The sequence below is a fragment of the Sphingobacterium sp. CZ-UAM genome (assembly GCF_002000245.1).
GTDB lineage: Bacteria > Bacteroidota > Bacteroidia > Sphingobacteriales > Sphingobacteriaceae > Sphingobacterium.
Map to the genome: position 1 here is coordinate 1419177 of NZ_MTCM01000001.1, position 15673 is coordinate 1434849.

The following is a 15673-nucleotide window of genomic DNA, read 5'->3' on the forward strand; positions in this document are numbered from 1 at the left end:
CCATTTGATTTGCTACTGATCTCTTAATTCTTGCTTATAGCTTAACCACCATTCATCCAGTTGCTCGATAATCGGAAGCAAAGTCTTGCCTATTTCACTCAGTTTATATTCGACACGCGGTGGTGATTCTGCATAAATCTGTCGGCACAGGATGCCATCGCGCTCCAGTTCACGCAATTGAACAGTTAATGTAGTCTGCGCCATATCATCCATTTCTCTTCGCAATTCCCCAAACCGCTTAGGGCACTCTTTTGCAATGGCTTTGATCAGTAAAACCTTCCATTTTCCACCTATAATCTTAAAGATACCATTGACATCGCAGCAACTGCCAAAAAACTCACTTTTTTTTTCGTCCATAATCACCTCATACTGACCATTAGTTCATAAAACCATACTAAGTACATCATTTATAACTACTTGATCATAAAAAATTTCCAAACTACTTTTGACTATAAAATTATCAAAAACTTTCTATATGCGCTTCCAAATTAAAGATTTGCTTCATATTTCTATCCTATCCATTGGCATCTTTTTGTTCGTCATTGATTTATTCATTATCAATGTTTCCTTACCGACCATACAACATGCGTTGGACCTGAGTAATAGTGCAACGCAATGGATTATTATTCTATATATCATTGGATATGCTAGCCTGCTGATCAATGCGGGTAATGCCGGAGATTATTTTGGCAAAAAGAAATTATACTTACTGGGTATGGCCGGTTTTACGGTTGCATCGATATTATGCGGAATGGCAACCAATATCTATTTCTTATTACTCGGCAGGCTGCTCCAGGGAATTAGTTCAGGTATGATGGTACCTCAGGGTATCGCATTAATTACCTTACTTTTTGAAGATGCGGCAAAACGATCGATGGCCTTGGGGGTATATGGCAGTATTGCTGGTATTGCTTCTGTTATCGGCCAGCTACTCGGTGGTTTGCTTCCGGATCAATCCTGGATACAGGAAAGCTGGCGCCTTATTTTCCTCATCAATATCCCTATTGGTGCCCTTGCCTGCATTGCCGCTTATCACTATGTCCCTAGCGATAAGACAAACCCCAAATCCACCATCTCGTTTATACCGATGCTGACTTTATTTATACTCATGATAGGCATGATATACCCCTTGATCATGGGACCTGAATTGCATTGGCCCATCTGGTGTATATTATTGTTAGGGACTGCCTTCATCTTAACACTGTTGTTCCTGAAAAAACAGAAGCAACTTGACCAAATGGGGCAACAGGCACTTTTTAATTTCTCACTCTTTCGCAGCAAGGTCTTCAACCTCGGGCTAATCGCTGCACTGGCCTACTACATGGTTCAAGATGCCTATTTTATTATTAATTCCAATTATTTACAGAATCACAAAAGTTATACCGCAACAATGACAGGTATTGCATTTGTTTATCAGGGTGTAGGCTACGTTGTTGCCAGCCTGATGGTGAGCAGGTTGATTCAGCGCCATGGCAAAGCTGTTGTAATCACCGGATTGACAATAATGGTTATAGGCCTGTTTCTTCATTTACATATTTTCAATAAAGTAAATGTCGCAAGCCATCAGCTTTATTTGCTCTTTTTCTTTTATGGGCTTGGCTGTGGTAGTGTACTTCCATCCCTGATGACGCTCGCATTAAAAGATGTAAACAAGGAATTAATCGGTGTAGGGTCCGCCATCTATCTCACTATACAACAACTATCTATCTGTCTAGGTATCGCGTTTGTTGTCGGCTTGTTCTTACATCAAAATGGAGACAGTTTTTTCCAACTGCGTCATATTACTGCTGCTTATGGTTATGCGACTACGGTATCTATGCTGTTACTTATGTTGGTGGCCTTTTGCATTGTCTGCTTACCGACAATTCGGAAACCGAAGGAGAACTTTATTAACGCTCAGCAGCAGTATGACCGTGAAGTATAAGTATGCCGATGAAGTATTGAATTAATATTTTGGTTCGTATTTTTTAAACAACGCGTAGTCATATGGGATGTGCATACTTAAAGACTTGGCCTCCCATGTATCTCCACCTTCGGGAAGATAAAAGTCATAAGCATTGTCAAGGAAATTCTCCCCATCAGGAGCTTCCTGCCAGTGTTTTTTTTCTCGATTATAGAGTAATATCATGCAGCTTACACAGTGTTCGTTCCCCTCTTTCTTGGGGTTTTCATAACATTTACCAATTTTGATATTCAGCTTTTGTTCAATAATAACATCTGTCAATCGTCTATTCGTGAGATAGATTAAAGCCAATTGTGCATCTTCATCTGTGGGAGACTTCCTGGCAGGTATCAGTTTGTCAAATTGCGCATTTTTAATCTTTGCCATTTCTGCTGATTTAAATTCTGGGGCAAGAAGATTGGTATCGACAGGACGAAAGTCCTCCACATCAGTTACACGGGTGACACCGGGCTCTAAGGAAGATCCCCGTGATGCTGTATCAGCATCCAACGCCGCTGAACCACCATCATTTTTACCAAATACCTGAGCTAGTTCCGACAAATGATGTCCGATATGGTTAAAACCAACAACATAATGTAAAAAAACAAAACCTATCACAAGTACAGATAAGCCTATTATTAAGCCCTTTTTACTCCCTTCCCCTTTGCTTTTGTCTTTTTCTACTTCCAAAAAAGAAGATGGGACAGGCTCTTGACGAGCAGTGGAATTGCTGTGAGGAACCTCGTCATAATCAACTAAAAATAGGTCTTTACCATCGAAAAGATCAATATGTCCATCTTCGAACATTTGGATAATATCTTGGGCCGTTTTCAATTTTACATTTGCGCGATTGGCGATCAGTTTAATAGCATCATCGTAATTGTCTTGCTTAATTAAATCTATAATTATTTCTTTATCGATTTCGACATTGTTGACGAGAAAAGTTTTGTTCATCTGCTTGTATCTTCTTTCAGTTGATTCCTGTTATATTATGTTCTTTATGATATTCAAAAATGAGATTAATAAATGGAAGATCAATGAAAATTCCGTCCTTTATAAAAAACATCATTCACCGGCTCATCCTCTTCTGCCAGATTTTTTAATAAACCGGACATATCAAAGCAACGTTCGGCAATGACATGGATCACCTCTCCTTCCACCTGTACTTTTCCGGCAACCATAAATAATTTAGCCCGAAGAATCTCCTTTCGGTATTTTTCGAATATCTTACTCCAGATAACTACATTTGCAAATCCGGTATCATCCTCAATGGTCACAAATAGCACGCCTTTGGAGGTACCCGGGCGCTGCCGTACGGTAATCAATCCACATACCTTTACGGGCATATTATTTTTGATCAGGCTTAATTTTTCGGTTGGTACGATATGCAGAAGATCTAATTTGTCACGCAGGAAACTTACGGGATGCGCTTTGATGGATAACCCGGTTCTTGCATAATCAGCTACGACATGTTGACTGGGACGCAACAAAGGTAGCTCAATCTGCCCTTCTATGCTTTGTGGAGAAGGTTTTCCTGCAAATAATCCAATGGAGCGATCTCCCAAGGCTGAGATTTCCCACAGAGCTCTCCGCCGATCGAATCCTAATGAACGGAAAGCATCTGCCGCAGCTAGGCGTTCCAGTCCTGATAGGGATAAGCCAACTTCCATCATCCTTGTGATCGCCGAATATCCATGTTGTCGCCCCGAGGTCAGTAACAGCGCTTCTTCTTCCGAAAATCCCTTGATCTGACGTAAGCCCAAGCGCAGGGCATGCGGGCGCCCCATTTCCCCTTCCAGCGTATTATCCCAGTGGGAATGGTTGATATCTATGGGAAGAACTTTCACCCCATGGCGCTCCGCATCTATAACGATCTGCGCAGGCTGATAAAATCCCATAGGCTGACTATTGAGCAAAGATGCCGCAAAAATATCGGGGTAATGGCATTTGATCCAGGATGAAACATAGACCAGCAGCGCAAAAGAAGCCGCATGGCTTTCCGGAAAACCATAACTCCCGAACCCTTCCAGCTGTCGAAAAACCCGTTCGGCAAACTCGGCAGTATAATCTTTCTTCACCATACCGTCGATCATCTTTTGCTTGAAGACCGACACCTGCCCTTTCGCTTTGAAGGTCGCCATACTACGCCGCAGTTCATCTGCCTCGGCCGGTGTAAATCCGGCCGCAACAATCGCAATCTCCATGGCCTGTTCCTGAAACAGCGGAACACCCAAGGTTTTTTCCAGAATCGCCTTAATTTCTTCCTTAGGATAGTCCACAGCCTCTTCCTTATTACGACGGCGCAGGTATGGATGCACCATATCCCCCTGTATCGGCCCCGGACGTACAATAGCCACCTCAATAACCAGATCATAAAATTCCCTCGGTTTTAGTCGTGGCAACATGGACATCTGCGCCCTGCTCTCAATCTGAAATACCCCCAGGGTATCGGCATGACAGATCATATCATATACCTTTGGATCCTCAACTTCTCCAATCTTGGCCAATGTCAGGTCCAGCCCATAATGCCTTTTGGCAAGATCAAAAGCCTTCCGGATACAGGTCAACATTCCCAATGCCAGTACATCTACTTTCAGGAAACCCAGCGCTTCCAGATCATCTTTGTTCCACTCCAGATTGGTCCGGTTATCCATGCGGGCATTTACCAATGGACAGAGTTCATGCAGATTGCCCTGTGTAATAACAAAACCACCGGTATGTTGTCCCAGCTGCCTTGGAAAACCGATATACTGATGGGTCAGTTCGAGCACCTTACGCAAATGTGGATCGTCGGGATTAAGGCCCTGCTCTATCAAGCGCTCCAGGTCAATATAATCATCCCAATGGCTGCTGACCACGCCGGCTAGACGGCCGACAGTATCCATGGATAGCCCCATTGCTTTCCCCACATCACGTACAGCCCCTTTGGCGCGTACCTGTGTCACCGTGGCCACAATAGCCGCGCGGTTGCGACCATACTTCTCATAAATGTACTGGATCACCTCTTCGCGGCGTTCGTGTTCAAAATCAACATCGATGTCGGGTGGTTCATCCCGCGCATCGGACATAAACCGTGCGAAGAGCAAGCGGAATTCCGCAGGATTGACTGAGGTAATACCTAGGCAATAACAAATCGTCGAATTGGCAGCCGAGCCACGACCTTGACATAAGATGCCCTGTTCTTTTGCAAAACGCACATAATCATAAACGGTCAGAAAATAAGAAGCGTAATTTTTCCGTTCGATAAAATCAAGTTCCATCTGGATGGTATCCCGGATAGCATCAGGGATTTGATCGCCAAACCTATCTTTCGCCCCTTTCCATGTCAAATAGACCAATTCTTCCTGCGCGGTACGCCCATTCGAAGACAGTTCATCTGGATAAACATATTTGAGGTCATCCAGGGAGAAGCTGCATGCTGTTGCTATTTCCATTGTCCTTGCAATAGCATCAGGATAGGGTCTAAAGAGGCGCTCCATCTCTGCTATAGGTTTCAGATACCGTTCGGCATTGGGGTACAATTTAAATCCTGCATTTTGAATGGTGCATTTCTCACGGATGCAGGTTAAAACATCCTGTAGTTCCCGCCGTTCGGGGACATGATAATATACATCACCCAAAGCCACAAGGGGAATAGCAAGACTATCGCCCAATTGTTGCATACGGAACAAGAGCTTTGCATCGTCACCACGGTATAGCCGTTTGATACCCAAATATAGGGCTACGCCCAGTTGCTGCTTATATTCCGTTACAAAAGCGATAAAATCGGCTTCCAGTTCAAATTTGGCTGTTAACCGAGTGGGAGGACAAACGATAAATCGAATTCCTTCCCTATACTGATATACATCCGAGCGGTACAGCTGACATTTCCCTTTCTCAGCGCGCAGATTACCGACTGTCAATAAGGATGACAGCCGTCCATAAGCTTCTTTATCGGTTGGGTAAGCCAATAAACTCGGGCCATCCTGTAAGTCTAGGCGACAAGCTGGGATAAGGGTTATACCGTGCTTCTTCGCGGCAGTATGGGCGCGAACTATACCCGCAAAACTATTCCGGTCAGTAACCGCAATTTTGCGGTATCCCAATTGTGCTGCACGTTCCATCAATTCTTCCGGATGGGAAGCCCCTTCCAAAAAACTAAAATTGCTCGTTACCTGTAATTCACAATAACCCATCATTATGCAAAAAATCCATGTAAAAACCATTGATTGGACAAACTGTCGTCGTAATGCCCCGAACGGTAAAGCCAATATCGCTGGCCTTTCTCATCCTCAACGGCATAATAATCACGATGTTCACCTTTTTCTATCCACCACTCCCGTTCAATACGCTCCGGCCCATCCGCCTTTTTAATGGTATAGATTTCCCCTTTGTAGCGAAATAACAGTGGTGGATAATCCGGAATAGGTGCTGTAACCAGAATAGGTTCTGGTATGCGCAATAAACGTGTAGGCCGGGGTCTTTCAATTTGCCAGTCAACAGTGGCTACTTCCCGGACTGAATCAGCAGTTTTCATGGACCGCTCAGGCCAATAATGTGCTGCGGGCAGAAAACGGGAAATTTCACAGGCAGGGTCTCTGCTTTTCAGACGATCCAATAATTCAGTGACCTTGGGATTATCTAATCCTATGCGATTACCCCATAAGTTCTCCTGAACAGGATCGACCTCTTCAACCTGGGGTACCTTCAAGATAAACAATTCAATACCCAATGCAGGTTCTATCTGTGCGATCTTCAAGGCAAATAACTGAAACAAGTGCTGTTCATGCGCTGTCGCCCGATTAGTTCCGATGTTGATCTGTTCGATTTTTCCGTCAACACGGTGACATTGTAATACCGCCTCCCGTACACCTTTACCTTCCCCGATCAGGCGTTTACAGATTGCTTGTAAAAGTTGCTGCAGCGCAAGCTCAATACCTTCAGCTGTACGGATCGGTTCCATACAGGGTAAACGTTCTTCATAGGGAAGGATAGGTTTTATGGAAACAATAAATTCATCCTCATGCCCAATAGCCTGATCCAAGCGGAAAAGCAAATGATTTCCAAAACGTCTGCGAAGCGCAGTACGTGGCATGGTCGCAAAACTTCCAATAGTTTTTAAACCAAGGCTTTGCAATCTTTCCAGTACAGAAGTTTCCAGGCGAAGTGCCTGTGCAGGTAAAGTCAATAAGGTATCAAACTGCATATTTGCCTTTACAATGCTGTTTTCCTTACCGAATCGGGCTATTGCCCAAGCCGCACCGATGGTATCTGCAATACTTATCTGTACATCGTAGCCATGCTGCTGAAATCTCTGGCCGATATGCCGGATATAAGATTCCTCTCCTCCCCAGAGGTGGGCACAACCACTGATATCCAAAATGATTCCTTCAGGTGGATCTATCGCTACAACAGGTGTATACCGGATACACCAATGCGCAATGCTGTGGAGCAATTTTTCCGTTAATCCAGGACGTTCATTGATCACTTTTAAGGAGGGTAAAAATGCTTTTACATCCGCAATGGCCAAGCCAGGATACACCCCTTCCTGTTCAGCCAAATGATTACTGGCATTGACGATCAGCTTTCCATGGTTAGGAATCGCCAATACAAAAGGTATTCCCTTGAGCTGGGGATGCCCAACAGCCATCCAATCAGTTTTTAGATGGCGAAACCACAGGGATGCAAATCGCTTTTTCATGCCAATCCCTGGTTAAGATAAGATTGTGCCCAGTCTGAGGGCTCTTGCCTTGTTTTAGTAACAGGCTCAAAACCCTCGGCAGTCCATGTCATCTGCCAGCACCCCGGATTTCCGTTCCTGACTTTCAACAAGGAAATATCCCAACTTGGATAGCCAATTCCCGGCAATCCATCTTCCAATTGACTCGGCCGCGAACTAATTTTCCATCGTGCGGCACAGGCTGTGGCACCCAGTAACTTCGGGTTATGCTGTAGGATAAATCCCGTCACTGCACTTTTCTCCACGGCCAACTGCAAGCGCCGCGACTGTACAAAGTCCAAATGATGTATCTCCGCCAATACAGCCGTTATCCCCTCGCATTTCAAAGCCTCTTCCATCGCCCATAAAACATCTTTTTCCCGTTCCATACGGACGAAAATGACATGTTCAGGAACAACACCAAACGATTTCAGGGCGGTGGGAAATAGGGTATGAAAACAGCTTATCCAAATACAGATCCCACCATTACACATCAGCTTACCCAACAGTCCACTGATAAATCCACAGGAAACAGCTCCTCCTACCCGATCAAAACTAACAAATTCGTGAATTACTCCCCTTGGAAAAATTCCATTGGGGAAAGCCTCTTCCAATGGACCAAGGCCCATCGGAAGTACATCAGCCGATTTTTGTGGTACTCCCTGCCATACCAACAGGTCCTTTTTCAATTGGCCAATTAAAGCTTTTTTTTCTGTTAATAACATAGCCACCTCCGTCTTAAAGTTTAAGCAAATTTAATACTAATAATTTTAGTATTAAAACAAAGTTGCTATATTTTTTAGTTTTTTTACATTTTTATAAATAAGGATACATCATGTTTCCGATGCCAAAAGAACTTACATTTCCATTAGAAATCATTCAGAAATTGCTGAATAACATCCTTCTTTCTCGTTGCTACAGGAATCATTTTGCCATCTGCCATCTCCAATTGACCATCCTTAAAATATTTTTTAATATAGTTTGCATTGATCAGATAAGATTGGTGACAGCGGATAAACTCTGTTTCGGGCAGCATGGTTTCGAAGTGTTTCAGTACTTTAGAGACCATCATCGGTTTGCTATCTTTGATATAAAATGTCGTATATCCCTTGTCTCCATGACAATAAAGCACATCATCAATATTCACAATCTGCGTATATTCAAAGGTACGCAGGGCTATTTTTTTAGGTTTATTAGGCGCCTTCAGGTAACTCTCCGCCATATTTAGCTGCATGCTATTGAACCGATATTCTGTATTCTTTTTATAACATTTTTCGATCGCTTCTATAAATTGCTCGGGCACCAAAGGTTTCAACAGATAAGCAATAGCACCGATATTAAGTGCCTCAATGGCATACTGATTGAATGCTGTGATAAAAATTGTATTGATATCCAATTTAAGTTCAGAGAGAAAGGATAAGCTCGAACCATCTTTCAGCTGAATATCAGCTAGGATCAGGTCGGGATTCGACGCCAACAGCTCCCGCTCGGCCTGTGCAATGGAAGGGCTATAACCCACAATCTGCACATAGGGAATACTATCCAGGAGCGACTTTATATACAAGTATATATTATACTCATCTTCAAGAATATAAACTTTCATAATATTGATTTGTTAGTTAAAATATAAAACAAGTGGAATATAAATTTCGACTTTATAACCACGCTGATCATCTCTATAGTTTGGTGTTATTTCAATCCGTGCTTCCGGTTCAGCATCCGCAAACAAAAGTTCTAGGCGCTCCTTTGTAATGACCTGCGATAAGGAGGTCTTGTGTGAAACCTGTTCCTTATGTACCTGCATCCCCCAACCATTGTCACAGATGCTGACATGCAATTGGTTTTCATGTGTACGGAAAGAAATATCCAGTTGTCCCATATAAGGTAAATTCTTAAATGCATGCTCAATGGCATTTTCAACAAATGGTTGTATGATCATGGGTGGAATCATCACATCATCCAGATCCAGATCGTCAGTCTCTATCTGAAAATCAAACACATCCTGATAACGCATCTGCTGTAAAAGTATATAATTATTTAACGATTTAATTTCCTGATCCAATGAAATATATTCTTCCCTATTCAGTTCAAGAATATCACGGATCTGACGTGACAATAAGAGCAGATATTGATTAGCCTTTGCTTTTTGCTCACTGCTGATCAATCCCTGTAGATTGGCAATTGCATTATATATAAAATGCGGATTCAGTTGATTTTGCCGTGTTTTTTGTTCCAAAATAAGCTGCTTATTCTCTGCGAGAATACGTTGATTGATATTTTTTAGCAATTTCTGTTTGTTCCTGAAATAGATAAAAAATGCAATACTGAATACCAGTGCCAACAGGATTACAAATATCCAGCGTTGTTGCAACAATATCTTATGATTGAATGCATTTGTTGTCCGTAATAGCGTAATCGCCTGATCCTTTTTCTCCGTTTGGTATTTTGTATTGATATCGTTGATCTTCTCAGCTTCGATCCGTTTTGTACTCAGTTTATAATCTTGAAAAGTGGAATCCAATGCAAAATAGGCCCGTTCATAATCTCCTTTTAATGCATAAGCTAGCTGCAGATTGTTATAATAAAATATTTTATTATGTTTGATCTTATGTTTTTTGATAAACCGAAGACCGCTATTAAAATAAAATATAGCCGAATCCACCTGGTTATTATTTAAAAAATTCTTACCTAAATTCGCATATACATAAGCATTCAGAGTATTGGTTGCCTGCAAATAATTGAAGTACTTTTTAGAGGCTTCCAACGCTTTTGAGTTGTTTTCGATACTAAAATAATACTGCGACTGTAAGTCATACATACGCATGATAATGGCTGAGTCTTTCGTTGCATTCGCATAATATTTACAACTATCCAAGGTACCTTTTAATTTCTCAAAATCATCCAGGGCCATGTATTGCATAAATTTCATTTCCTGATAAGCTTGAGAAACATGTGCATTGGATTTATTGGGATGATAATGGTACCAGGATTCAACATCTTTCAGAGCTTCTCGGTAGTTTGCCTGCCGGTATTCCGCATTGGCCAATAGATTGTAAAATAGAAAGGTGAATACACTTTTCTGTTCTAGAGCATACTCTTTTGCATCAATAATCTGTGCCATCATCGTTCCGCTAGTTACCTCATGAAAACTGAAGTTGGCACGGATCCCCAAATAATCTTTTAAAACAGTTGCATCTGGAGATAATTTTTGTCCTTCCAGATTTTTTAAAGCAATTTCGACGGAATCTATATTATCATCCAGTAAATACTCGTAGGCCAACAGCATTGAATTGTAAGGTGAATGTTCAAAATAGCCATCTTTCAATAGCTCATTTCTTTTCTTCTTCACAACAGTTGCACTCTTGAAATCCTGTGTAGAAAGGTAGGTCAATAGCACATTTTCATAACTCAACTCAAGTGAATCATTCGCGACTTTGGCCTTTCTATTCGAATCTTGAATTTTATTTTGATGACATGAAAATAGCTGGGCGAGCAGTAAAATCACGATAAGACAGTAAAACGCTCCAGTTCTATGTAATTTCATCAGAATATTTATTAATTCACTTTTGTTCTTCTCCAAAGGTATACGTAGTCCTTCTGTAATTTAAAATAATAATGCCACTATGATGAGTACGATATTTTAAACGTTAAGGTATAACGCTCATCAGAGTTCCGTCAATAAGTAATCGAATATCGGAATATTCCCAACAAAACAATATACCTGAGTTCAAAAATATTTAACTTTCCTGATATTTAAGTAGACTCATAATGGATAAAGATACACAGAAGTATGCTACCTAAGATTCATCCTTTAGCAGGTAGGTCCACCATCTTTAAATCAAGTTGTTTATAACAAAAAACTTCGTCATGCGGTCTTATTAACAAACAAATATACAGGATCGGAAAAAGATAAATCAGGTATTTTAACAATCGTACGGGCAGCATCAATATTTGTATTGAATGATCTAGTTTTCGAACCAACAGAGCAACTTTGAACTTATTTTCATGATTTAATGTAACAAAAGACCATCTTCTTATACTAATACCATACACTAAATATTTTAAGGCATAATGACGAGTAGCTTAATATTGAATTTCATCACTTGGAATGTCAATAAAGACATCTTTACCATACCAATCATCAATCACCCTGTCCGTTGGTATGGCATATTTTGGCTGCTGGGAATTGTCCTATCCTACAAGGTATTATGGACAATGCTAAAAAAAGAAGGCCGACCAATCGAATTTTTGGATCAGCTGAGCATCTATATTGTCTTAGGCACAATTATAGGTGCACGTTTAGGCCATATCATATTTTACGATCCATCTTATTATCTCAGCAATCCTCTAAAGATATTCGCGATATGGGAAGGCGGTCTGGCCAGTCATGGCGGTGGAATTGGTATTTTGCTTGGTATATTTTTATTTGCAAAAAAACAGAAGCTTCCCTTCCTTTGGGTGGCAGATCGAATTGCGCTGGTGATACCTATCGCCGGAGCCTGTATCCGTCTGGGCAACCTGATGAACTCGGAAATGATCGGCACGAAGACAAACCTACCCTGGGCTTTTATCTTTACTTCTATTGACCAATCCCCGCGACATCCCGCCCAATTGTATGAAGCATTATTCTGTATCATACTATTTCTATTACTGCGGTATCTTTGGACAAAACCAATCCTAAAAAACAACATTGGAAATTGCTTTGCCTTATTATTGACCCTATTGTTTTCCTTTCGATTTCTGGATGAATTTCTAAAACTCAATCAGGAAGATTTTGAAAATTCAATGTTCCTTAATATGGGACAACTGCTTAGTATCCCTTTTATCCTGATCGGCTCTACCTTACTTATCATCAATAACGGAAAAAAGCACAACAAGTGCTGATACAGAAAAAAAGCAGTAAAGATTACATGAAACAACTTATTTTAAGATACCGGCCTGAAAGGCAACCTTAACAAGTTCAGCCGTATTTTTTACATTCATTTTTTCGATCAAACTTTGTCGATGTCCTTCTATGGTACGTTTACTTAAAAAGATTTTGTCGGCAATTTCCACATTTGTAAAACCGTCAGCGATCAATTTCAACACTTCCAGTTCGCGCTCACTGATATCAAAGTCCGGTAGCGAGCGGTTTGATAGATCTGTATAATTTTCACCGGAAACCACCTGATCAAGCAGCGCCATACTGATCTCTTCACTCATATATCTACCACCATTAGCCACATGGTTAAGGCCAAAGAGAAGCTCGTTATAGCCCACATTTTTAAGCAGATAACCTGAAAGTCCATGCTCAAACCCTTCTACCACATAATGAATCTGATTCAACATCGAAAGGATCACAACCTTAATAGACGGATACTTCACTTTGATCACCCGCAGCAATTCCATACCGTCCATATGATCCATACTGATATCCGTTAAAATAATATCAGGCAGCAATCCATTGTTTAGGAGCTGTAACGCCTCATTTCCATCGGAAGCCTCTCCAATGACAACAAAATCCGCCTGAGATTCCAATAACAATTTAATACCATTACGTACGACCATATGGTCTTCAACCAATAGTATTTTAATCTTACCCATCATTTGCTGTTTTTAATAAAAATTTATCTTTCTTCTTTTAGCTGAATAGTATGCCACTATGGAGTACAGTTGCATTTTTATGTTTTAAAGATCCAGAAACCAATTGTACCTCCCACTTCACTCCATCAGCTGTCCAAAGCCGGCACAAGCTGAATAAAGGTACAAAATTCTATTCATTTAATTGATTTTATAAGGAATTCCTTTGGAACTCATGGCAGAAATAGGAAGTCATTGGTGCTTAAATGCTATAGAAAGTATCCAAAGGAATTAGAAAGGGAACAATATTTGTTTTAAACTATATAGCATTTTATTTTTTTGAAACTTTATGATCCGTTCCGACAAAGATATTTTAACCGTACTCAGCACCGCATCGGGCGCCTGCGCCATTTACGACAGCCCTGAATTTCATATATCCTATGCCAGTGCAAAAATGCTTCAGCTGTGGAATTGTGATGAAACTGTCCTTGGTCAGCGGCTGGAAGATTGTATTATACAGAATGATCTCCATGCTCGTATCTCCAAATTAAAACAGGTATGGTTTAGCCAGAAAACCCTGCTAGAAGAAAATGTATCAATCAGACTTGGTCTGGAAGGGCAATCCGACAGGTATAACTGCAGCATAAAATACCAGCCCCTTATCAATGCAGCAGGAGAAATGTATGGTATATATCAAGAAATAAATATTATTCCCCATAATATGCCGATCGCCCAACAGTCGGATGAAAAGAATAACATTGAGCAAAAACTTCTTGAAGATCTACTAACCCCAAAATACAGTCTGGAAGGAAACATTCATGCAGTCACCAGCTTAAATAAATATCCATTACCGGACCGGGAAACCAAAAATTTAAACCAGAAACTAAAAGTAGCACTAAAGAAAATCATTGAAAGCGAAGAGCATTATCATTTCGCACTACAATCTGCCGAAATGGGGACTTGGAATCTAAACTGTAAGAGCTACATTGTACATTGGGATGAACGTACACGTGAGCTCTTTGGCTTTGCCAAGGGTGAGACTGTTCCTTACAGCGAAGTTTTACGCTATATACATCCCGAAGATAGGAACAGAATAGATCGGGAAGTCAAAAAATCATTGAGTTATCAAAATAAGGGTGTTTATGATGTACAGTTTCGTACCATTGGTGCCAAGGATCAAAAGTTACGCTGGCTCCATTGCAAGGGAAAAATGTATTTTGATCAGGACCAACAGCCGGAATGGTTTGCCGGCACCACACTGGATATTACACAACAGCATGCAGAGCGTAAACAACTGGAGGCCATTAATACCTTGATCGCAAAGAAAGACCAAGAGTTTAGAATGATTGTGGAGGCGGCAGGAATTGGCATCTTTTCCATTGACCTAGAATCCAGGAAAATGGAACTCAATGATCAATGTCGTGAGCTTTTTGGCTTTGATCACCAACGAGAAATACAGGAAGTTGATTTTTTTACGCAGATCCTACCGCAATACCGGGATAAGATACGCCATATCTTTCAAGAAGTGGTATCCAAACAATCCCCCTTTGACTGTCAATGTGAAATAGAAGATAAAAAAACAGGCAAAATAAAATGGCTTCGATCTGTTGGTGGTGGACAATTATCTACCGATTCAAACCGACAAATCATATACGGCGCAATATTCGATACCACCAACGACAAAGAAGAGGAAAGAAAAAAATTGGACTTTATCAGTATCGCAAGCCATGAATTGAAGACTCCTTTGACTTCACTTATTGCCTACATACAGCTGTTACTTGCAAGGGAACAGACACTCAGTTCGGAAAAACGGCTACAATATCTCCATCAGTCAAATGAGCAGGCTACACGTATGCGTGGATTAATCGAGGGTTTCCTGAATGTATCCCAGCTCAATGAGGGGAAATTATTGCTCCACAAAAATACATTTCGTATCTGCACACTAATAGATTATATCCGTAACATCTATTCGCTAAAACCCATCAAGCATTTTATTCATTATACCGGAGCAACAGATTCCAAACAGGAAATTGTTGCTGATCGTGATAAGATTGAACAGGTGATCATTAATTTTATCGACAACGCCATTAAATACGCTCCCACCAATTCGACCATTATCATGGATGTCCTGGTGGATCATGATTATTTCAGTGTAAAAGTCAGCGATCAGGGAAGAGGCATCAGTGACAAGCATCAAAAGCAGATTTTTAACAAATTCTATCGGGTGAATGATTCAACAGATAGTTACGCCTCTGGATTCGGCATCGGCCTGTTTATCTGTCGTGAAATTATCCAAAAACATCAGGGAGAAATTGGTGTGGACAGCGCATTCGGCGAAGGTTCGACATTCTGGTTTAAAGTCCCTATCCGTTGTCGTGAATTACCTGTAACCGCAACGCATAAAACCTCTAAACAGGATTGATTAATGCTTTGCTTGCACTGAAAAAGACCATATTTCTTTCTGAGTGCTTGAT

At 41.0% G+C, this 15673-nt stretch carries 11 protein-coding genes; 3 read left to right on the forward strand and 8 right to left on the reverse strand.

The features are described 5' to 3' along the window. Positions 1-12 precede the first annotated feature (12 nt). Positions 13-357, reverse strand: coding sequence for a winged helix-turn-helix transcriptional regulator (locus tag BWD42_RS06155; RefSeq protein ID WP_077434156.1), 345 nt, complete (start codon positions 355-357; stop codon positions 13-15). Between the two features lie 118 nt (positions 358-475). On the opposite strand from BWD42_RS06155, the gene BWD42_RS06160 reads away from it, so the two are divergent. Further along, entirely contained in the window at positions 476-1924 is a 1449-nt protein-coding gene (locus BWD42_RS06160) for an MFS transporter (RefSeq protein ID WP_077434158.1), read from the forward strand. 21 nt (positions 1925-1945) lie between these two features. On the opposite strand, the gene BWD42_RS06165 is transcribed toward BWD42_RS06160, so the two are convergent. The 6 genes from BWD42_RS06165 to BWD42_RS06190 all read right to left on the reverse strand — a co-directional run bounded on the left by BWD42_RS06165 (position 1946) and on the right by BWD42_RS06190 (position 11184). Further along, complete coding sequence (locus tag BWD42_RS06165) at positions 1946-2896, reverse strand: hypothetical protein (protein WP_077434160.1); 951 nt, start codon at positions 2894-2896, stop codon at positions 1946-1948. A gap of 80 nt (positions 2897-2976) precedes the next feature. Then, complete coding sequence (locus tag BWD42_RS06170) at positions 2977-6120, reverse strand: error-prone DNA polymerase (protein ID WP_317041792.1); 3144 nt, start codon at positions 6118-6120, stop codon at positions 2977-2979. Then, the gene (locus BWD42_RS06175) at positions 6120-7622 is read right to left on the reverse strand and encodes a Y-family DNA polymerase (protein ID WP_077434162.1); all 1503 of its coding nucleotides are present in this window, start codon (positions 7620-7622) and stop codon (positions 6120-6122) included. The genes BWD42_RS06170 and BWD42_RS06175 overlap by 1 nt, the downstream gene beginning before the upstream one ends. Further along, positions 7619-8365 (reverse strand): ImuA family protein, encoded by a 747-nt coding sequence (locus tag BWD42_RS06180; RefSeq protein ID WP_077434164.1) that lies wholly within the window; start codon positions 8363-8365, stop codon positions 7619-7621. The genes BWD42_RS06175 and BWD42_RS06180 overlap by 4 nt, the downstream gene beginning before the upstream one ends. A gap of 143 nt (positions 8366-8508) precedes the next feature. Then, positions 8509-9243, reverse strand: a complete 735-nt coding sequence (locus BWD42_RS06185; RefSeq protein WP_077434166.1) for a LytR/AlgR family response regulator transcription factor — start codon at positions 9241-9243, stop codon at positions 8509-8511. A 12-nt stretch (positions 9244-9255) separates the two neighbouring features. Then, positions 9256-11184: a sensor histidine kinase gene (locus BWD42_RS06190; protein WP_077434168.1), complete on the reverse strand. Its 1929-nt coding sequence runs from the start codon at positions 11182-11184 to the stop codon at positions 9256-9258. A 527-nt stretch (positions 11185-11711) separates the two neighbouring features. Between BWD42_RS06190 and lgt the strand changes: the two genes are divergently transcribed. After that, positions 11712-12524: a prolipoprotein diacylglyceryl transferase gene (gene lgt, locus BWD42_RS06195; protein WP_077434170.1), complete on the forward strand. Its 813-nt coding sequence runs from the start codon at positions 11712-11714 to the stop codon at positions 12522-12524. A 36-nt stretch (positions 12525-12560) separates the two neighbouring features. Here lgt and BWD42_RS06200 read toward each other — a convergent pair whose 3' ends face one another. Beyond that, entirely contained in the window at positions 12561-13226 is a 666-nt protein-coding gene (locus tag BWD42_RS06200; protein ID WP_254846187.1) for a response regulator transcription factor, read from the reverse strand. A gap of 322 nt (positions 13227-13548) precedes the next feature. Between BWD42_RS06200 and BWD42_RS06205 the strand changes: the two genes are divergently transcribed. Next, positions 13549-15621 (forward strand): ATP-binding protein, encoded by a 2073-nt coding sequence (locus BWD42_RS06205; RefSeq protein ID WP_077434172.1) that lies wholly within the window; start codon positions 13549-13551, stop codon positions 15619-15621. Positions 15622-15673 lie beyond the last annotated feature (52 nt).

Coding starts and splice junctions, on each gene's coding strand:
- BWD42_RS06155 (WP_077434156.1), bottom strand. CDS start 357: ATGGACGAAAAAAAAAGTGAGTTTTTTGGCAGTTGCTGCGATGTCAAT.
- BWD42_RS06160 (WP_077434158.1), top strand. CDS start 476: ATGCGCTTCCAAATTAAAGATTTGCTTCATATTTCTATCCTATCCATT.
- BWD42_RS06165 (WP_077434160.1), bottom strand. CDS start 2,896: ATGAACAAAACTTTTCTCGTCAACAATGTCGAAATCGATAAAGAAATA.
- BWD42_RS06170 (WP_317041792.1), bottom strand. CDS start 6,120: ATGATGGGTTATTGTGAATTACAGGTAACGAGCAATTTTAGTTTTTTG.
- BWD42_RS06175 (WP_077434162.1), bottom strand. CDS start 7,622: ATGAAAAAGCGATTTGCATCCCTGTGGTTTCGCCATCTAAAAACTGAT.
- BWD42_RS06180 (WP_077434164.1), bottom strand. CDS start 8,365: ATGTTATTAACAGAAAAAAAAGCTTTAATTGGCCAATTGAAAAAGGAC.
- BWD42_RS06185 (WP_077434166.1), bottom strand. CDS start 9,243: ATGAAAGTTTATATTCTTGAAGATGAGTATAATATATACTTGTATATA.
- BWD42_RS06190 (WP_077434168.1), bottom strand. CDS start 11,184: ATGAAATTACATAGAACTGGAGCGTTTTACTGTCTTATCGTGATTTTA.
- lgt (WP_077434170.1), top strand. CDS start 11,712: ATGACGAGTAGCTTAATATTGAATTTCATCACTTGGAATGTCAATAAA.
- BWD42_RS06200 (WP_254846187.1), bottom strand. CDS start 13,226: ATGATGGGTAAGATTAAAATACTATTGGTTGAAGACCATATGGTCGTA.
- BWD42_RS06205 (WP_077434172.1), top strand. CDS start 13,549: ATGATCCGTTCCGACAAAGATATTTTAACCGTACTCAGCACCGCATCG.